Raw genomic sequence first — 18,358 nt, forward strand, 5'->3', positions numbered from 1 at the left:
CGTCGGGCAGACCTCTCTCTATATCTCCTTTGTCCACTCACGGGACAGGCCGGGGCGAGGTTGTATTGCTGATGACCCCCGGCCACCCGTTTCAGGTGTCGGACACAGGACTCAGACGACTCCGAAACGTGCTGGGCGCCTGACCGGTCCAGCGTTTGAAGGCGGTCGAAAATGCGGGCTGGTCAGAGTATCCCAGCGAATAGGCAATTTCGGACAGGGGCATTCGGTTTGTTATGAATGTTTGCGCCAAATCGCATCTTAGGTCATCGACGATTTCGCGATAGCTGATCCCTTCTTCTTTAAGCCGCCGGGCAAAGGTGCGGGAGCTCATCCCCAGATTTGCAGCTGCTTCGTCGGAATGGAGGATTGCACCGGGCATCGAACGGGTGATCAGCCCCTCGACCTGAGCCCGCAGCTTTTGTTGGGGCGAGCGCCGTTCGGCCAAAACACGTTCTCCATATTCCAGAAGATGTTCGCGCAGGTTCGAGTCATAGGTTGGAACCGGCATGTCCAATGACGAAGGTGCAATTACGATCTCTTGGCGTTCGGCGCCAAATACAACCGGGCATCCTACAAGCTTTTGAAAGGTGGCCCTATTTTCCCCAACCTCGTGTTGAAAGCGGATTTCGATGGGAAAGAAGTTGGTTTGCGTCAGGCTTCGCATCCGTGCCAGTCCTGCAAACATCAGAAACTCCGTTCGTCGATGATAGCGAGCAAAGCTGGCATCCTTCCATTCGGCTTCGATGGCGGCGAAGTTTCCGGCATGACGCAGGCTGAAGATTAGCGCGGGATCAATGATCCCGTGGAAACGTGAGGTATTCTCGATGACCTGCCTAAGGTCCCGCGAATACTTGCTGATATAGGCCGTCAGGCTGGAAGAGGATGAAAACTTCAACCCGGTCTGCGCGGCGAATGTGATATCCCCCAATGCATCGCAGGCGTATCGGACAAACAAAGCCTCTTGATGCGCGTCGTAAGTCGTTGCAGGCGGAGAGATCTTTTCCCGAGACAACTCACATTTTTCAAGTATCCGATCGGACAGGCCGGGATCATGCGCCTGTTGATCAAGTGCTTTGGTCAAAAGCTGGATGCGGGCAATATCAACTTCCATGACATTTTTTACGGTATACAGAGAATTTTTGCACGTTTTCGACGGGGGCGGGTCAAATCCAATACGACAATTGTCAGGAAATCGAATGTTTTTGTCCAGTGCGGGCAAGACCTGGGGCAGTGCGTTCACTTATTTAACGCCTTTGTCGGGTCAGTGTCTTGAAGGGGACAAGGCCAGAGCCACGGAAAACAGCAATACAGGTCCGATGGCTCCCCGGCACATTTCACCACCATTTCAAGGCGCGGTCCTCTTGTCGCATTGTCCGGTCTGAACAGCGGTGAAAGGGTGTATTCAGAGTAAGTTATCGGGCGCAGCTAACATGCCGGACCATGCGACGGTACGATTCATCGCTGATCAGGACCTTATCGTCTTTGACGGGGAGTGTGTTCTGTGTTCCGGGTTTTTTCGCTTCATGCTTGCGCGCGACACATTGCGTCGCTTCAACTATGCAACCGCACAATCTCGGTTAGGGAAACAACTGTATCGCGAGCTTGGTCTGCCAACGCAGGACTTTGAGACAAATCTGGTTGTCGTCAACGGACAGGTCTACCAACGTCTGGATGCGTTCGCGGCTGCCATGCGAGCCTTGCCGGGTATTTGGCCGGTTCTTTCGCTGTGCAGGTTTCTTCCGGGCGTTCTCAAAGACCCGCTGTACTTCGCCATAGCGCGGAACAGATACAGGATTTTCGGACGCGCAGAGACATGCATGATCCCGGACGCGGATTTGCGGTCACGATTTCTGCCCGGAGGATTTTGATTGCAACCTGACCCTTTTTACCAAACCCTCCCCACCGGAGCGATTTTACCGGCTGCCGTTCAACAACTGCATTGTAATCCGGGCCTTTATCGGGGCCGGTGTAGCGTTGAGAGGGGGAGGGGCTGGCTGAATGCGCTTTTCCTGCGACTGGGGCGCTTTCCTTCGTGTGCCGAGGACATTTCGGTGCAGGTCAACATTGACCACATTGGGCAGGAGTGGACCTGGGATCGTGACTTTGCGGGTCACACCACCCGTTCCCGGCTTACATACGATCAAGACACCAAAGGTGTACGTGAGAAACTAGGCTGGCTTACCCTGTGGTTGACGACCGAAGTCACGAATGGGTGTATGTTGATCCATATTCGACGCCTTACCATCTTGGGCGTTCCTTGCCCGGCTTTTCTGTTGCCGAAGTCCTCGACAGTAGAATGGCAGGATGAAAACGGGCGTTTTCAGTTTGATGTTTCCGCCGAAATGCCGGTTCTAAGGCGTTTGATCCGATATTGCGGTTGGCTGGTTCCCGTTCACGAGGTGGGATACGTTGACTGAATTCATCGTGAACCGGCGTTGCCCGATTACAAAGTAAACTATGTCCATGCTTACCTCGAAACAGGAAAGAGTATGATTATGAAACAGGCTTTTACATATGCCATTTTAGCCGCGCTGGTGCTTAGCGCTCCGGTCTCGGCGTCCAGCGGTCGTTTTGGGTTTCAGACGGTTTCCGTAAATAATTCCGTCTTTGAAGTGATCCCCAGAGGGCGCACAGATGTCGACGGCTACTGGTGCGCAGCCGCTGATTTCGCACGCAGAACACTTGGGGCAGGCTGGCAGCAGCGAATTTACGTCGTACGCGGTTACGGTCCAAGCGAAGCAACGGGTCGAAGGACTGCTGTTCAGTTTTCTCTTCAACAACCAGCAGCCCCTGCTCAGCAGAGCAATAGCTTTGTGTCTGTGGGATTTACACCGGGTGATAGCATGTCGGTGCAGGGGGCCAATGGCCGTTGCAATATACGCCCGATCCTCCGATGACAGCAGGCTGAGACATTGGTGCAGAGCGAGTTTATTATTTCGACGCAAGGTCCGGGATTGTACGAATTCACGGCGGATGTGCGAAACTGGATTAACCCGGTCGGGCGCGATGGGTTACTGACACTGTTTGTGCGGCATACGTCGTGCTCTCTGACTATTCAGGAAAATGCTGACCCTGAGGTGCAAACCGACCTGCGTGCCTTCTTCGAGAGGCTAGTGCCACCTTCGGATCACCCGTCAATGGCGTACCTGCGACACACATACGAAGGACCGGATGACATGCCCGCGCATATCAAGGCCGCCCTGTTGCCGGTGTCCTTGTCGATTCCCGTGATATCCGGGCAACCCGTACTGGGAACGTGGCAGGGTATTTACCTGTTCGAACACCGCTCTGCGCCGCACCATAGAAAGGTTGCAGCGCATTTCGCCTGACCCATTATCTTGCGGTGGAAATTTCCGACTACCCAAACTATAGCGGCTGCCCTATAGTTGTGGATAAGTAAGCCGAAGCGCTTACAAAAGAGGCCGAACCAGGGACGAGGAGACGGCGGATGCGCTGCCCGTTTTGCGGAAATATCGACACTCAAGTCAAAGACTCACGCCCGGCAGAGGATCACGTCGCGATCCGTAGGCGCCGGTTCTGCCCTGCATGCGGTGGGCGGTTTACCACGTATGAACGCGTCCAACTGCGCGATCTGGTGGTGATCAAGACCAATGGAAAACGTGAAGATTTTGACCGGGATAAGCTTGAGCGTTCGATCCGCATTTCGATGCAGAAACGCCCGATTGATCCGGAACGCATTGATCAGATGATCTCTGGTATCGTTCGACGTTTGGAAAGCATGGGCGAGACCGATATTCCGTCCAGTAAGATTGGCGAGATCGTCATGGAAGCTCTGGCGCGGATCGACACCGTGGCCTATGTTCGTTTTGCGAGTGTCTACAAGAATTTCCAGGCGGCCGATGACTTCGAGGAGTTTGTCCACGAACTGCGCCCGCCGCAGCCTTCGACGGACGAGTGAGCGAAACTGATAAGCGATATATGGCGCTGGCTTTGTCGTTGGGTCAGCGCGGTCAAGGGACGTGTTGGCCTAACCCGGCTGTCGGCTGCGTGATTGTGCGCGATGGTCGCATTGTTGGGCGTGGCTGGACACAACCAAGTGGCCGTCCGCACGGCGAAACCCTGGCCCTGGCCCAAGCCGGCGAGGCGGCGCGTGGCGCGACTGCCTATGTTTCATTGGAGCCTTGCTCTCATCATGGTCAAACGCCACCTTGCGCCGAAGCGTTGATCAAGGCTGGAGTGGTTCGTGTCGTCTCGGCTATCGAGGACAGCGATCCGCGTGTGGCCGGGCAAGGTTTTGCGATGCTGCGTGAGGCCGGGATCGAGGTCACCACGGGCGTTCTGGCCGATCAGGCCGCACGGGATCATGCGGGTTTCTTTCTGAAAACAGAACAAGGTCGGCCGTTTGTGACACTCAAGCTGGCCAGCAGCTTTGACGGTCGGATCGCTACGTCCAGCGGTCACAGCAAGTGGATTACCGGCCCCAAGGCGCGGCGGGCGGTACATGCCATGCGTGCACGTCACGACGCAGTGATGGTCGGCGCGGGCACAGCGCGGGCTGATGACCCTTCGCTGACTGTTCGCGATTTGGGCGTCGAAGTACAGCCCGTACGAGTAATTGTCTCGCGTCATCTGGACATACCGCTGATGGGCCATTTGGCGCGCACTGCTGCCGAGATTCCGGTCTGGCTGTGCCATGGGCCGCACCCGGACGCCGAACGTGCACGCGCGTGGGAGGGGTTGGGTGCGCGTTTAATCTCCTGCGCTTTGCAGGAGCATCACATCGATGCAGCCGACCTTTTGCAGCAACTGGGGCAGGCGGGGCTGACCCGCGTTTTTTGCGAGGGAGGCTCGGCGCTGGCAGCGTCTTTGTTGGCCGATGATCTTGTGGATGAGCTGGTCGGGTTTAGTGCGGGCCTGACCATCGGGGCCGAGGGCCTACCGGCCATTGGGTCTTTGGGGCTGGAAACGCTGGAAGCAGCGCCTCGGTTTGAACTGATCGAAACTCGGGCCGTCGGGCCAGATGTGCTGCATCGCTGGGCGCGGTCCCTGCGTTAACGGCGACGCCACAGATGCGCGTGTGTGGCAAACGCGCCTTGCAGTTTTGAGAGAATGCGCAGCGATGAACCAATGGCGGGATCATGCCCGTCTGTCAGGCGTTCCAGCGCGACTTCAACAGGGCAGGGTTGGCCCGTCACAGGATCCAGATAGCGCGGATAGTCAATCAGGGCAGCATGAACCAGCCCCAACAGGGAAAGCCGCGCCCCGCGCCGCGCGGGTACAGTTCCTAGATCTTCGGTCAGCCCCCACCCGGCATAGAATGGCGCGCCGAGTGTCGTAACGCGGACCCCGCGCAACAATGCTTCGAACCCGAGTAGTGAGGTCATGGTCCAGACCTCGTGCACCTGTGGCAGCAAGGCGGCTGGGTCGGTATTGGATGCTATGATATCGGCAAGGTCATTGTCTTCGACCGTGCCCTCGCGCAGTCTCGCTTCGACATCGGGATGAGGCTTGTAGATCAGGATCGCATTCGGGTTTGCCTCGCGCGCCGCACGAAGCAGGTCGGTATTCGTGCGTACCGTAGTGGCGCCGAGTAGGATCGAGGCGTCGTCTTCGACCTGCCCCGGCACAAGAATTCGGTGCCCTTCGGGTAAGTCTGGGGCTGGCCCTCCGGTGTTGTATTTGCTGAGTTTGCCCGTCACGATTTGCTCTATTAGCCGTTCCGCCCTTAATTCCTGATCGGGGCGCAGTGTTTCTCGCGACGCGATCAGCTCTTCCAACCGGCTCGGATGTGTCGGGTCGTAATAGATGCCCAAATCATCCGTCGCCAACGACACGGGCGGCACTAGACTGGCCCCGAGACCGCGAGAGCGTAAGAAACCGTCTTCGATTCTGACCGCGCCTTCAGCGCCACGGGCGTGGCTGGCCCAAACCATGTGGGGACGGTCGGAAGCTTCCGGTGGGGAGGCTACGAACCTTACCTTTTTCTCACGCCCGAACATTTTCTGAAGGTGCTTGCGCTTCCACAAACGCATGCCGGATGCAGTCCAGCCCTTGTGATCTTGCCGCCACGCCCGCGTCTGTGCCTCAAGCGTGTCCAGAACGGTTTCCAGTTCGCATAACCGTTCACGGTAGGGATCGTACCACGCAGGGTATAGTATCATCGCTGCTGCAAACAACTGGGCCCTTGTCAGGTTGCGCTGGCGGCGAGGCATGTAGACCTCATCCTGCGTCAGTCCCCAGCCCGCATAAAATGGCTGCCCAAAGACTCGGGGTTTGTGCCCCGCCATGATGGCCTCGAACCCAAGTTGCGACGACAAGGTGTAGACGCCCACAGCGCCTTCCAGCAGGGTCCAGGGGCTGATCGGCGCGCCGATCAGCGAAATTCTGTCAGACTGGTCCCGCTCCGAGAAATATCCGGTTCGATACCCCGCCAGTGTTTCCGGGTGCGTTTTAATCAGAATCCTGGCGCCTGGATTTTCCTCTTGCGCCATGACAAGCATCTCGCGAAACCGGGCTTCGTTTCCATCGCTGGCAGTAACCGACGCGTCGTCTCGAGCCTGATCTACTACCAGAACATATCCGGGCTCTGGCGGGGCTATGTCCGTTTCGATGGCCGAATATTTGCTAAGATGCAGTTCTCGAATCCTGTCAGCCGCGTAGCGTGCCCGGTTCAGCAGGGCAGTATCATCCAGCGGGTGCGTGGCCAGCAGGGCCTCAAGGTCCGATGGTTGCGCCGGATCGAAATGCGCCCCGGATTTGTCGAGCAGAAGTCCCAGTGGAGCCTCGCCAGTGCGCCCCGGGTGCAGCGAGCGGAGAAAGGGATCTTCAACGCGCAAAATTGGCACCTTGTGACGGGCTGCAATGGAAAGCCCGCGATGGGCAGTAGGGCTGTTGCCCCAAACTCCGACAATGTCTCCGTCCTTGGGCAGGCCCAACCGGATATCATAACCTTTGAGGTGTAAAATGCGCCGAATCCGGCCCTGCGTCAGGAAGCCGCCGTTATAAACAAGCAACCGGGTCCGCTGTGCACCGGCTGTTGGTTCACTTTGCATCAGCCGCCCGTCAGCGTGGCAACATTGGCAACCGGCGTCAGACCACCCGCGATCAGCGAGATCGACTTGCTCCATTGCGCATACGGAGCTTCGGTCACATAGATGGTGTCGTCGTCGCGAATGACGAAATCCCGCGCAATGAACAGTCCGTTGGGCGACGTGAGGTTCAACAGGTAGATCATGCGCTGATCACCTTGCAGGTCAGAGCGACCCATGACGGTGCGGGCGATGTCCTGCCGTTCCTTACGCAGTACGAAAATTCCGGTCGGGTCCGAGGAAATGGATTGTAGACCGCCTACCTGAGCCAGCGCTTCAAGCGCGGAAAGGTCCTGCGTGTCAAAGGCAACGCGGGATTGCCCGCCCGTTGCACCCAGCGCGATGTACGAGCGGCTGTCAGCCTCGACCAGAATGCGGTCTCCGCCCCGTAGAGCCACGTCCAGCTTGGGATTGAGGATCAAATCATCGTACCAGACCGTCCCGCGATCATTTCCCCGGATCAGCGTGACCTGCGCGATATCTGAGCCAACGGATACGCCACCGGCCTGAGATAGCATGCCGGACAAAGTGCGGCTGGGCCGCTCGATCGGGTAAACACCCGGCGCACCGATCTCTCCGGTCAAGGAAACCGTCGATCCATCCCCCGAGGTACGGCGGACTTCAACCTGTGGGTCAGGTGTCTGGTCCTGGAGTTTGCTGGTAATCAGCTGTCGCAGTTGCTCTGGCGTGTTGCCAGATGCCCGAATGCGTCCCGCATAGGGAACAAAGATGAACCCATCACTGTCGACTTGCATCTGCTCGAGGAGGGTGGCTGAACCTGTTTCTCCGGACAGCAGACCATCATCGACGTTTTCCCATATTGTCAGGCCCAAAATATCGCCGGGGCGTACGGTATCAGCCGCCAGGCTTTGCGCGCTGGTAAATGTGGAGGAAAACCCAAATTGCGGAATGGCGGCAGTGGCCTTTGTAACCCTGTCATCGACTTCAACCACAAACGCATTGCCGCCTTTCTCGACGGATCCAGACAAAATCTCAGATTTGTTCGGACCAGCCTTGGGCAGTTGGCATGCGGCCAAAAAGCCAATTGCGGCCACAAGGGAAATTCCCCTCATCCATCGGATTGGAAAGCGCTGCACTGCCGATTGTCCTCAGTCGTTTTGTGTCTTCTTTTGTTTGGCGCAGGCTACCCGGTTCGCCCGTCAACTTCCAGCATCAACCGGCCTAATTCACTCAACAAGTCTTAACTGTGGCGTCAGCGCCGCGTCGCCACCCAGCACGGTTTGGTAGGGGTCTTGAAGGTTCAACATTCGATCCACGACGCCTCTCAGTAATTGTCGGCGGCCACGGCGGGAATAGAAACCACCGGGTACTTGGCTCGTTTTCAGAAGAAACTGGCGGTAGGTTTGATAAGCGTTCAGATCGGGTGGCATCGGTGCTGCAAAAAACGCAGCCAGCGACTGGCGTGAAACAAACTCGGGCTTGTCGTAAACTGATTTACCGAAGATGCGCAGCGGGATGCCACGCCAAAGAACTTGTTGCCCGGCTGTCGAGTTGATTGTGACAGCGGAACTTGCATCATCCAGCAGCTTGGCGAGCTTCCCTCCGGGAACGTAATGCACGCGGTCCGCTATACCGTGCGCCTGCGCCATCTGCCGTACGCGGCGGTGCAATTGTTCGCGCTGGTTTTCAAGCGGATGCTCTTTGACCACCAGCCGGTGGTGCGCTGGGGCGCCTTTGGCGAACTCCTTGATCACGTCCGCTGCGAAATCGGCCATACATGAATAATCCGAATGCGATTGGACTGAACTATCGTGACCCAATTGCAGCAGAACGAGATGATAAGGATGTCCCGCCCGCCGAACACGTGCGGTCGCCAAACGGCGCTGGACTCGATGAACCGGCATTAGGGCCAGTCGCCTGAAATATAGCTTAGATTCCTGCGAGATCGGCAGTTCACGGTGCCGTCGAAAATGTCGGTATCGCTGGTTACGAAACATCACAAACCAGTGGTAGAGTGCGCCGTAAAATATGTGCTGCCGCATGTCTCCCCAATGCGACGGGGGCGGTGGTGTCTGGGATGCCGCATTTTCCAACCCGTGTTGCATCTGTTTGACTTCAAGCGACATCAGCCGAGAGTTTCCGTTCGAACCGAACCGCTCATACGTGACCCACCAGGGGCGCAGATACCCCTCTTCGAATACGTGGACAGTTACGCCCATAGCCTGCGCGATCTTTACGGCGCTGGCATGAACGGGGCGTATATCGCCATACAGCACAATGTCCGTAACCCTCTTGTCGCTGATCAATTGGGTAAGTTTGTCAGGCCAGAGTTCCAGTGCATCGAGGAATGGAATGAACGAAGTCTTATCGAACCAGAATACCTGATCACCTGCATTGAAGCCAACGCGCCAGACCTCGGCCCCCGAGGATTGCAACATCCGACCCAACCCGCTGAAGAACGGGCCGTGCGGTCCCTGCAGGAACAGGAAAACGCGGCGCCTCAGGCCTGTTGCGGGTGATGTCATCGATACTGCTCTGCCCTTTGTTGATAAATTTATGCCCGTTTTGACCATTCACGGCAAGGTGGGGCTTGCCCGTCCGGGCGCTTGGGCTTACCTCGGCTGGGAACACTGGGCCAGATTAGGAACTAAGGGTTAGCAGAATGTTTACAGGGATCGTGACAGATATCGGCACCGTAACCGAACTGGACCAGCAGGGCGATCTGCGGGCTCGGATTAAAACGGCTTATGACACGGCGGGCATTGATATCGGTGCTTCGATTGCCAGTGACGGCGTGTGCCTGACCGTAATTGCCTTGGGTAACGACTGGTATGATGTTCAGATCAGCGCAGAAACAGTGTCCAAAACCAATCTGGACACCTGGAAAGTTGGCAAGCGCGTCAACCTGGAGCGTGCGCTAAAAGTTGGCGATGAGCTTGGGGGGCATATTGTTTCAGGGCACGTGGATGGCGTGGCTGATGTGGTCGCGATTCAGGACGAAGGCGACAGCACCCGCGTTACCTTGCGCGCGCCCAAGGACCTCGCACGTTTTGTCGCGCCGAAAGGATCAGTTGCGTTGAACGGCACATCACTGACTGTCAACGATGTGGATGGGTGTGATTTCGGGATCAACTTCATCCCACACACCAAAGAGGTGACAACCTGGGGCGACGTATCCATAGGTGACCGTGTCAACCTCGAGATCGACACTCTGGCTCGCTATGTAGCCAGGCTTGCAGACTGGAACGGTGCCGAGCCCAAGTAGAAAGCTCTGGTCAGGACGCGGGCGAGATACCAGCAGACCAAAGCGACGAGCGTTCCGAGATAGCCGTCGACCGCGTAGTGCCATGCCAGATGCACCGAACCGATCTGGATGATTATCGCGAACACAGTGAACACCCAACCCAGCCAGCGCGCGTAGCGAAACGCGAAAAGTGCCATGATAACGCTGCTTGCGACGTGCATGCTGGGCATCGCGGAAATGCCACGGACCACGCCCTCGGTACTGAAGTTGTTAAAGAGCTTCTCATGCACTTCGAGGGCCCAAACAGGGCTGATCTCGTTTAGCATTTCAAGATTGCGCAGTTGCTGGGCAAATGTGTCGCCAAATCCGAATGCTTCGAAATAGACGGGGCCAACTGAAGAAAACATCGTCGCCAGAACATTGCCACCTAAGATGAACGTCAGGGCGAAGGCCACCAAATAGATCATCCCTCGTTCGGGATCGCGCCGATCATAAGCTGCTATAAACGCCATTACATAGATCAGTACGAACCAGACATGGTAAGCGACATTTATTATAGTCGTAACAAGTGGGTATCCGAAAACGGGCCAAAGCAGCGTCCAAACATCGAAGCCGCCATGCAGCATCCTATCCAGTTCGGCGAACATCGGATCCCAGGAAAAGGGCACAAAAACCGAGATCAGGTTCTTGAGGCATGTGAACGTGCTTGCCAGAACAGCAATGCCAACAAAGCACAACGTGCCGTCAAGAAGCCTCAAGTTTTGGGACGCAAATTTTTGGGTGTCTGAAAGAATCCAGTTAATTGGCTTTTCAGGTTTTACGCGGAACATTGCATAAAGAAGTCTCCACACTAAGAAAAACGCGGCGAAGACAACGGTGAACTTGAGGATCATCAACAGAATCGTGCCGAGGCTTGCCCAAAGCAACGTCCAATACGGAATACCGTTGAGTGAACTGATCACTGCGCCGACCAGCATGTGCAGCAGTACAATCGAAAGAAACAGGCGGTTACGCCAAAGCGACGCCCCAAGCGCTTGCCTGGTGGCAGCGAGGCTGGAATAAATTGTCCAGTGAACGAGTTGTGCCATTTGCTGAAATCTGACCGGTTAATTTCCCAGCGAAAATCCTGACACATTTCGGCGTGCGATGGGCGGCATCTGGGCATTTTTGTGGCCGTCTGGCGTTCAATAGTCACGGTTTGGGGTTATTGGTTTCGATCTGACGTCAAATTTGTCCGGTCATTGAAGTTGATGATCGACGCGTCTGACAGTGTGTCGTCGATGTATGCGGTCTGGCATTTGCCATCGGGTTGGTCTATCCACCCGTTCAAACTTGCTCTGCGAAAGGCTGCCTCATGAGCTTTGAAACCCCCGGACCCGTCGAAGCCCAGCTGCGCGACGCGATCAGCCCCATCGAAGACATCATCGAAGAGGCGCGCAAAGGCCGGATGTATATTCTGGTCGATCACGAGGATCGCGAGAATGAAGGCGATCTGGTCATTGCAGCCGAATTCGCCGATGCGGATGCAATCAATTTCATGGCGACCCACGGGCGCGGGCTGATCTGTCTGCCGATGACGGCCGAGAGAGTGGATGCTTTGGCCCTGCCGATGATGGCCGTGAACAACTCCTCGCGGCACGAGACAGCGTTCACCGTGTCTATCGAAGCGCGTGAGGGGGTATCGACCGGTATCTCGGCAGCTGATCGCGCGCTGACCGTGGCCACTGCGATCAACGAGCAGAACACGATGGCGCATATCGCAACACCGGGCCACATCTTCCCTCTGCGTGCCAAGCGGGGCGGGGTGCTGGTACGCGCGGGCCATACCGAAGCTGCCGTTGACATTTCTCGCCTGGCCGGGCTGAACCCGTCTGGCGTGATCTGCGAGATCATGAAGGCAGATGGCACCATGGCGCGGCTGCCCGATTTGGTGGCCTTTGCCAAAGAGCATGACATGAAGATCGGCACGATCAGTGATCTGATCACCTATCGGTCGCGCAATGACAATCTGGTGGTCGAAACCTCGCGGGAAACCGTCAACTCGGAATATGGCGGCGAATGGGAAATGCGGATCTTCACCGATCAGACTCATGGCATCGAGCATGTCGTAATGATCAAGGGGGATATCACCACGCCCGAACCGGTTCTGACCCGAACCCATGCCCTGCACGAAGCACCGGATATTCTGGGCCTCGGCCCGAAACCGGCGCAGGAACTGCCGCGTGCAATGGAGAAGATCGCCGAAGAGGGGCGCGGGGTGGTTTGCCTGTTCCGCCAGCCCCACAATTCGCTTTATGCCGCCGAGGACGAAGGCCCGCGTACCATCAAGCAAACCGGTCTGGGCGCACAGATCCTGTCCAAGATGGGCATTCAGGAACTGGAGTTGCTGACGGACTCGCCTGAAACCGTTTATCTGGGGCTCGACGCCTTTGGCCTGTCCATCGTCGGAACCCGCTCTATTCTCAAGGATGACTGATCGTGGCTGAACAAGACAAACACGGCGTTCTGCCGACACCGACCTTCGACAAGCCGGTAAAATTGCTTCTTGTGGTGGCTCCGTTCTATCGTGCCATTGCCGACAACATGGTCGCAGGTGCCAAAGCCGAGATTGAGGCCGCTGGCGGCACCTATGAGGTTGTCGAGGTGCCTGGCGCGCTGGAAATTCCCACCGCCATCGCAATGGCCGACCGTCAGTGCAATTTCGACGGCTACGTCGCGCTGGGCTGCGTCATTCGCGGTGAGACCACCCATTATGAAACCGTCTGCAATGACTCCAGCCGAGCCATTCAGCTGATGGGTTTGCAGGGCCTGTGTATCGGAAATGGTATCCTGACTGTTGAGAATGACGATCAGGCCGAAGTGCGCGCCAATCCCGAAAAGATGAATAAAGGCGGCGGAGCGGCCGCTGCGGCCTTGCATCTGATCGCACTCAGCCGTAAGTGGGGCGCTTCTAAAAAGGGCGTCGGGTTCAAACCGCCGTCCGAGTCCATCCTAGTGGCGGGCGACAGCAACGGATCCACGACAGCATGACCCAGACAGATGCGCCGAAACCGGCCAACCAGAAACGCCTGATGAAATCCGCCGCACGGCTGTACGCAGTGCAGGCGCTGTTCCAGATGGAGCAATCGGGCCAGACGACCGAACAGGTTGTGAACGAGTTTCTGGATCACCGGTTCGGTGCCGTCTACGAGGGCGAGGAGATGCTGGATGGCGATATCCGCGTCTTCCGCAAGCTGGTCGAGGATGCCGTGAATTATCAGGCGCCGATCGACCAGATGACCGACCGCGCGTTGGTCGCCAAATGGCCGATCGCACGCATTGACCCGACCCTGCGCGCTACATTCCGTGCCGCCGGGGCAGAGCTGACTCAAGGCGACACGCCGCCTAAAGTGGTCATCACCGAATTTGTTGATGTGGCCCGCGCCTTTTTCCCGGAAGGTAAAGAGCCCAAATTCGTCAACGCCGTGCTGGATCATATGGCGCGCGAGGCCAAGCCCGAGGCGTTCTGACGCCTTTACCCGGATCCCAGATGCGCTAGTTTGAAAGCATCAGCGCAATGAGGTCTGTCATGCCCAAACTGATCCGTTTGTACATCACTCAGGTGATATGGGGTTTTGTCATTTCGGCTATTTTTGTCGGGGTGCTTTTGGCATTGAACGTCGCCAACCTGCGCGGCTTGATAACCGGGTCTGATATTGGCCTGGTCGCGCTGGCGATGATCTGGTTCATGAACGGGATTGTCTTTGCCGGGGTACAGTTCGCCTATGCGATCATGAGCATGGCTGAAAAACCGGGCGGTCCACGTCGTGGCTCACCTGTTGTAAGCCGTTTCGAGCCCGCCGTAATCCGTCAGGACGCTCCTTCGGGCAAGTGAACTCTCTTTCGTAAAAATGTGGCGGGACCGCCAGTCAACCGTGCGGTGTGATTCCCGAGGACCTGTATGTACAGGTGGGCGCCGGGTAATCAGGCCAGGACCTGAACAGAGCCAGCCCCCTCGGAATTGCTTAAGGCCACCAGAATGCTACCAATCACAAGAAGGGCAGAACCCGCCACGCGCCTAAGTAGGGTGTATGACGGGCTTGCACAAGGGGTCAGGCGTCAACAGTTTCGTGCAATGCGGTGCGCATCTTGCCGAAATGCTCGTCCCAACCATTGTCCAGTGCGAGGATCAGCCCAAAGGCATCTGCACCTTGAGGCAACCCTTCGTGTTCCAGTTCAAGGCGTGTACCGCCGGCCACTGGCTCCAACGTCCATTTGACCACACTGACGGCGTCACCCATCGGTTTTACTGTGAATGTATATTCCAAATACTCTGGCGGGCGGGCAACGCGCACTTCACCCCAGATCAACAGATCGCCGCTGGTGGTTCCAAACATTTCAAGTTTCTGCCCCGCGGCCAGAGGGCGCTCGGGTTTATGGAACCATTCCGCCAGCCGGTCGGGTTCGGTCAGATAGGCCCAGACGGTCTTTGGGGTGGCCCGTAGAAAGATCGTTTTTTGCAGAACAGAATCCGTCATGTGTCTTTCCTTTCAATAGCTTCCTTCAGATTGTTCAGGCGCTCATCCCAGAACCGGTCAAAATAACTTAGCCAGTCAAGGACCGGAGCCATCCCCTTGGGTTCCAGCCGGTTAATGCGCTCTCTCCCGCGGGCCTCTACCGTGATGAGGCCACCATCCGACAACACCGTCAGGTGTTTTTTAACCGCCGCACGTGTCATGTCGAACCGATCCGTCAGTTGCGCGATTGTCATGTCCTGAGCAGCGAGCAGCCGGATTATGTCGCGACGAGTCGGGTCTGCCAGTGCCCGGAATGCGTTTTGCGTCAGTGTTTGCATCCGTCACCTCATCAAGTGATACCATTGGATATTATATTAATATGATACTAAATGGTATTGTGTCAAGGGGGATGCCGCACTTGATTATTGTTCACCAATTGTTCACATATTGAAGATGACTTTGGATATGCAGCCAGGACAAAAGCTTGCACGCGGTGTCGCACGCCACCTGTCGGCACATGGATTTGTTTCAGTTGAAGAATTTGTCCCAACGCGTGGGCTTCGCGTGGATGTTATGGGGCTGGGGCCCAAAGGTGAGCTATGGGTGATTGAATGCAAGTCCAGCCGGGCCGACTATCAGTCCGATGCCAAGTGGCAGGGCTATATGGATTGGTGTGATCGCTTTTTCTGGGCCGTCGATACCGAGTTTCCGACCGAATTGTTGCCTGAAGAAACCGGACTGATCATAGCCGATGCATACGACGCTGAGATTATTCGGATGGCGCCAGAAGACAAGGTTGCCCCAGCGCGACGCAAGAAAATGATCCAGAAATTCGCAACGGACGCGGCGCGCAGGTTGCAGGCGCTGCGCGATCCCAAAATCTGAACGTCAGGGCTTTACGGCGCGGGCGGCCTGTGCGGCTGCACGTATTTCGTCGGCGATTTCTTCGGCTTCTTCCGGTTCGAAGTCCATCGGAATTTCGATGCCGTCTGCTTCGATGAACAGCCGCACCATGCCGTGATCGGTGGGGCCGATCTGAAGGTTCGCCTGAATGTCACGTTCGGTGTTGATGCCCATGTTTGCCTCCGGGACTGAACGTTTGTGCTAGCGCGCAAAGGGTTGAGAATCAAGCTGCCTTTGCGGTCAGATGAGGAATGACAGACATTCAAATCAGGCGCTTTCTCGCGACGGACTTACCTTGGTTGGTCGACCAGCACAGCCAGCTTTATACGCGGGATGAGGGGTTCGATGCTACGTTTGGCGAACTTGTGCAGCACCTACTGGAAGAGTTTGTCGCGGCGCACGACCCAGTCCGCGAGCGGGGTTGGATCGCGGAATGTGGCGGAGAACGGCTGGGCAGCATTTTTTGCGTGGCGTTGGATCAGAAAACAGCAAAACTCAGACTTTTTCTTTTGATCCCGGAAGCCAGAGGGCGGGGGGTGGGGCAACGTATGCTGGATACCTGCGTAGGCTTTGCACGCAGTGCCGGGTACACGGAAATAAGGTTGTGGACGCACGAAAGCCACAAGGCGGCCTGCGCGCTGTATAAGCGCAATGGATGGCGTTTGTTGGACAGCAAACCCGTGCATTCTTTTGGTGTCGATCTTGTCGAACAAAGCTGGAAATTTCAGCTTTAATCCTCTTGCAATCCTCCGGCGCGTTCGGTACATCGCCCTTCACAAGTGCCGCCTTAGCTCAGTTGGTTAGAGCGCTGGATTGTGGATCCAGAGGTCCCCTGTTCAAGCCAGGGAGGCGGTACCATATCTCCCAGTTTCAAATAGCTTATCAAGATTTCGCGCGTGCTAATCCCTGTAGGTGCTGATGGCCCGAAAAGCCGCTAAAGCTGGTAGCTGACGCGCTTTTAATTAGCGCGCCAGGTTCAATCTGAGCTTCATTTTACTCCGCTTGGCCGCCGGCAAATGGCGGTTCAACCGTTTGTTGACCAAGCCGAAGCCCCAGATAACCACAAGGGTTAGCAGAATGAAGTAGAAGGCCAGTATCGGGTAGGGGATGAAGGGGTTGAATGTCTTGTCCGCGAAATAGCCTGCGTAATACAGCGCGTCCCCTCGCTGCTGCCAGACGGGAAACGCTGAGAAGAACACCAAAGTGGTGGCGTGAAACAAAAAGATTGCTTCGTTTGTGTATGCAGGCCACGCCAACCGCAGCATAGTCGGCCAGATGACGCGCCGAAATCGTGACCACCCGGTCATGCCGTAGGCATCCGCAGCCTCTATATCGCCCTTGGGAATGGACCTCAGGGCACCGTAGAATATCTCTCCCGAATAGGCGGCGGTATTGAAAAACAGCACGATCAGCGCGCCAAGCCAAGCAGAGGTAAGTGCGTCCAGGAATGGAAAGCTCTGTTTCAGCGACAGGAAGAGGAAGTAGGCAAAGAAAAACTGGATAAACAGGGGTGAGCCGCGAAACAGAAAAATGAACCACTCTGACGGTTTGCGCAGCCATTTATTTGTGGATGCCTTTCCAAGGGCGAGGGCCGTTGCCAGAAAAAAACCGATCGCCAGAGCCATAATCCCGAAATAGATGTTCCAAATCATACCCGAGCCGATCAGGGTGAACTGCTCGCACAGGGTAAAGTTATTCCGGGGCAGCAGACGTTCGCCAATACCGATCGAGCGCAGGCCGTAGTCCTGGATGGTCTGGATGCAGCTCATGCGGTGGTCTCCTTGCGCAGCAGCTCTCCACCCGAAGTTGCCTGACCGTGTGACAGGCGGCGCATCAGCCGTTCAAGGCCAATTTCCGATACGCGGGTCATACCCAAGTAGAACACGAGCAAGGCAAGGAAGTACCACATGCGCCAGTCACCGTGCGGGTACTGCGTGAATTTCGGGTTCTTAAAGCCCCCTAGCTCGCGCGCCCAATAGACGATGTCTTCGATGCCCAGCAGGAACAGCAGCGGCGTGGCTTTGATCAGAACCATCCAAAGGTTTGACAGGCCGGGCAGGGCGTAGACCCACATCTGAGGCACGAGGATGCGCCAGAATGTTTGGCGGCGGGTCATGCCGTAGGCTTCGGCTGTTTCCAGTTGAGCATGCGGGACTGCGCGCATACCTCCAAACAGGACATTTGCAGCAAATGCGCCAAAAACAATTGAGAATGTAACGACAGCCAAAAAGAAACCGTAAGTTTCGTGCACCCACTCCGGGGCGCTGCCCAAAGGCAGTTTGGCCGCCTGGCAAACAATGAAGTCATTTCCCTGCCGGATCGGATCAGTCCACTCAGGGCAAAGTATCTTGTGTCGTGTCCACTCAAACGCCTGATCCAATGCGATCACAAAGAACATGAAGAACGCGATATCCGGTACGCCGCGCACGATGGCAATATAGCCCTTGCCCAGCCAACTGAGCGGCAGGAAGTGCGATCGGGCCGCCATGGCACCCAGAAAGCCGAAGCCCAAAGCTACGGGCGCAGTAATGGCCAGCAACAGCAAGACCTTGAAGAAGGACAGGTAGAAAACCCAGTGCACACCATTGGTCAGATAGCAGGAAAACCAACGGAATGTGCCGAGTGTTTCGGGATCAGTGCAGAACGAGAAAATGGCGGGCCTCTTTGACTGGCAAAGGCGCAGAAGCGGCACGCCCCAGAGGTAG

23 protein-coding genes and 1 tRNA gene are annotated in these 18,358 nt (G+C 56.5%); 14 read left to right on the plus strand and 10 right to left on the minus strand.

Annotated features, from left to right (window positions below; genetic code table 11):
- Nucleotides 1-91: 91 nt before the first annotated feature.
- Nucleotides 92-1,111, minus strand: a complete 1,020-nt coding sequence (locus tag ACR0IY_RS00145) for a helix-turn-helix domain-containing protein (RefSeq protein WP_480669697.1) — start codon at nt 1,109-1,111, stop codon at nt 92-94.
- Nucleotides 1,112-1,430: 319 nt separating this feature from the next.
- On the opposite strand from ACR0IY_RS00145, the gene ACR0IY_RS00150 reads away from it, so the two are divergent.
- The 6 genes from ACR0IY_RS00150 (at nt 1,431) to ribD (ending at nt 5,016) form a co-directional block, all read left to right on the plus strand.
- Nucleotides 1,431-1,868, plus strand: a complete 438-nt coding sequence (locus ACR0IY_RS00150; RefSeq protein ID WP_480669698.1) for a thiol-disulfide oxidoreductase DCC family protein — start codon at nt 1,431-1,433, stop codon at nt 1,866-1,868.
- A complete protein-coding gene (locus ACR0IY_RS00155; protein WP_480669699.1) occupies nt 1,869-2,417 on the plus strand; it encodes a DUF4166 domain-containing protein in 549 nt (182 codons plus the stop codon).
- Nucleotides 2,418-2,495: 78 nt separating this feature from the next.
- A complete protein-coding gene (locus tag ACR0IY_RS00160) occupies nt 2,496-2,897 on the plus strand; it encodes a hypothetical protein (RefSeq protein WP_480669701.1) in 402 nt (133 codons plus the stop codon).
- A gap of 18 nt (nt 2,898-2,915) precedes the next feature.
- Nucleotides 2,916-3,329, plus strand: coding sequence for a secondary thiamine-phosphate synthase enzyme YjbQ (locus ACR0IY_RS00165; protein ID WP_480669702.1), 414 nt, complete (start codon nt 2,916-2,918; stop codon nt 3,327-3,329).
- A gap of 119 nt (nt 3,330-3,448) precedes the next feature.
- Complete coding sequence (gene nrdR / locus ACR0IY_RS00170; protein ID WP_037307671.1) at nt 3,449-3,919, plus strand: transcriptional regulator NrdR; 471 nt, start codon at nt 3,449-3,451, stop codon at nt 3,917-3,919.
- The gene (gene ribD / locus ACR0IY_RS00175; RefSeq protein ID WP_480669703.1) at nt 3,916-5,016 is read left to right on the plus strand and encodes a bifunctional diaminohydroxyphosphoribosylaminopyrimidine deaminase/5-amino-6-(5-phosphoribosylamino)uracil reductase RibD; all 1,101 of its coding nucleotides are present in this window, start codon (nt 3,916-3,918) and stop codon (nt 5,014-5,016) included. The genes nrdR and ribD overlap by 4 nt, the downstream gene beginning before the upstream one ends.
- On the opposite strand, the gene ACR0IY_RS00180 is transcribed toward ribD, so the two are convergent.
- From ACR0IY_RS00180 to ACR0IY_RS00190, 3 genes are all read right to left on the minus strand, one after another.
- Complete coding sequence (locus ACR0IY_RS00180; protein WP_480669704.1) at nt 5,013-7,013, minus strand: capsular polysaccharide biosynthesis protein; 2,001 nt, start codon at nt 7,011-7,013, stop codon at nt 5,013-5,015. The two genes, ribD and ACR0IY_RS00180, sit on opposite strands and share 4 nt — an antisense overlap.
- Nucleotides 7,013-8,146, minus strand: a complete 1,134-nt coding sequence (locus tag ACR0IY_RS00185; RefSeq protein WP_480669705.1) for a polysaccharide biosynthesis/export family protein — start codon at nt 8,144-8,146, stop codon at nt 7,013-7,015. The genes ACR0IY_RS00180 and ACR0IY_RS00185 overlap by 1 nt, the downstream gene beginning before the upstream one ends.
- A 90-nt stretch (nt 8,147-8,236) precedes the next feature.
- A complete protein-coding gene (locus ACR0IY_RS00190; RefSeq protein ID WP_480669706.1) occupies nt 8,237-9,535 on the minus strand; it encodes a capsule biosynthesis protein in 1,299 nt (432 codons plus the stop codon).
- 137 nt (nt 9,536-9,672) lie between these two features.
- On the opposite strand from ACR0IY_RS00190, the gene ACR0IY_RS00195 reads away from it, so the two are divergent.
- Nucleotides 9,673-10,275: a riboflavin synthase gene (locus ACR0IY_RS00195; protein WP_480669707.1), complete on the plus strand. Its 603-nt coding sequence runs from the start codon at nt 9,673-9,675 to the stop codon at nt 10,273-10,275.
- Here ACR0IY_RS00195 and ACR0IY_RS00200 read toward each other — a convergent pair.
- Nucleotides 10,230-11,342, minus strand: a complete 1,113-nt coding sequence (locus ACR0IY_RS00200) for a phosphatase PAP2 family protein (RefSeq protein WP_480669708.1) — start codon at nt 11,340-11,342, stop codon at nt 10,230-10,232. The genes ACR0IY_RS00195 and ACR0IY_RS00200 overlap by 46 nt on opposite strands.
- Before the next feature lie 266 nt (nt 11,343-11,608).
- Between ACR0IY_RS00200 and ribB the strand changes: the two genes are divergently transcribed.
- The 4 genes from ribB to ACR0IY_RS00220 are packed head-to-tail and all read left to right on the plus strand — an operon-like array spanning nt 11,609 to nt 14,128.
- On the plus strand, nt 11,609-12,730 hold the full coding sequence (ribB, locus tag ACR0IY_RS00205) for a 3,4-dihydroxy-2-butanone-4-phosphate synthase (RefSeq protein WP_480669710.1): 1,122 nt from the start codon (nt 11,609-11,611) through the stop codon (nt 12,728-12,730).
- A 2-nt stretch (nt 12,731-12,732) separates the two neighbouring features.
- Entirely contained in the window at nt 12,733-13,284 is a 552-nt protein-coding gene (locus tag ACR0IY_RS00210) for a 6,7-dimethyl-8-ribityllumazine synthase (protein WP_480669712.1), read from the plus strand.
- Nucleotides 13,281-13,763 carry a transcription antitermination factor NusB gene (gene nusB / locus ACR0IY_RS00215; protein ID WP_480669713.1) on the plus strand — a complete coding sequence of 161 codons (483 nt, stop codon included), beginning with the start codon at nt 13,281-13,283 and terminating at the stop codon, nt 13,761-13,763. Before ACR0IY_RS00210 ends, nusB begins: the two co-directional genes overlap by 4 nt.
- Nucleotides 13,764-13,822: 59 nt before the next feature.
- Entirely contained in the window at nt 13,823-14,128 is a 306-nt protein-coding gene (locus ACR0IY_RS00220) for a hypothetical protein (RefSeq protein ID WP_480669714.1), read from the plus strand.
- Between the two features lie 217 nt (nt 14,129-14,345).
- Here ACR0IY_RS00220 and ACR0IY_RS00225 read toward each other — a convergent pair whose 3' ends face one another.
- Entirely contained in the window at nt 14,346-14,771 is a 426-nt protein-coding gene (locus tag ACR0IY_RS00225; RefSeq protein WP_480669715.1) for an SRPBCC family protein, read from the minus strand.
- Nucleotides 14,768-15,088 (minus strand): ArsR/SmtB family transcription factor, encoded by a 321-nt coding sequence (locus ACR0IY_RS00230; RefSeq protein WP_480669716.1) that lies wholly within the window; start codon nt 15,086-15,088, stop codon nt 14,768-14,770. Before ACR0IY_RS00230 ends, ACR0IY_RS00225 begins: the two co-directional genes overlap by 4 nt.
- A gap of 115 nt (nt 15,089-15,203) precedes the next feature.
- Between ACR0IY_RS00230 and ACR0IY_RS00235 the strand changes: the two genes are divergently transcribed.
- A complete protein-coding gene (locus tag ACR0IY_RS00235) occupies nt 15,204-15,635 on the plus strand; it encodes an MmcB family DNA repair protein (protein ID WP_480669717.1) in 432 nt (143 codons plus the stop codon).
- Between the two features lie 3 nt (nt 15,636-15,638).
- On the opposite strand, the gene ACR0IY_RS00240 is transcribed toward ACR0IY_RS00235, so the two are convergent.
- A complete protein-coding gene (locus tag ACR0IY_RS00240) occupies nt 15,639-15,827 on the minus strand; it encodes a DUF6324 family protein (RefSeq protein WP_480669719.1) in 189 nt (62 codons plus the stop codon).
- A 77-nt stretch (nt 15,828-15,904) separates the two neighbouring features.
- Here ACR0IY_RS00240 and ACR0IY_RS00245 point away from each other — a divergent pair, with 77 nt between their 5' ends.
- Entirely contained in the window at nt 15,905-16,387 is a 483-nt protein-coding gene (locus tag ACR0IY_RS00245; protein ID WP_480669720.1) for a GNAT family N-acetyltransferase, read from the plus strand.
- A gap of 47 nt (nt 16,388-16,434) precedes the next feature.
- A tRNA-His gene (locus tag ACR0IY_RS00250) sits at nt 16,435-16,511 on the plus strand.
- Between the two features lie 104 nt (nt 16,512-16,615).
- Here ACR0IY_RS00250 and ACR0IY_RS00255 read toward each other — a convergent pair.
- Nucleotides 16,616-17,422, minus strand: a complete 807-nt coding sequence (locus ACR0IY_RS00255) for an ABC transporter permease (protein WP_480669721.1) — start codon at nt 17,420-17,422, stop codon at nt 16,616-16,618.
- Complete coding sequence (locus ACR0IY_RS00260; protein ID WP_480671082.1) at nt 17,419-18,306, minus strand: ABC transporter permease; 888 nt, start codon at nt 18,304-18,306, stop codon at nt 17,419-17,421. The genes ACR0IY_RS00255 and ACR0IY_RS00260 overlap by 4 nt, the downstream gene beginning before the upstream one ends.
- Nucleotides 18,307-18,358: the final 52 nt, after the last annotated feature.

It is taken from the genome of Ruegeria sp. BC1, assembly GCF_056539305.1.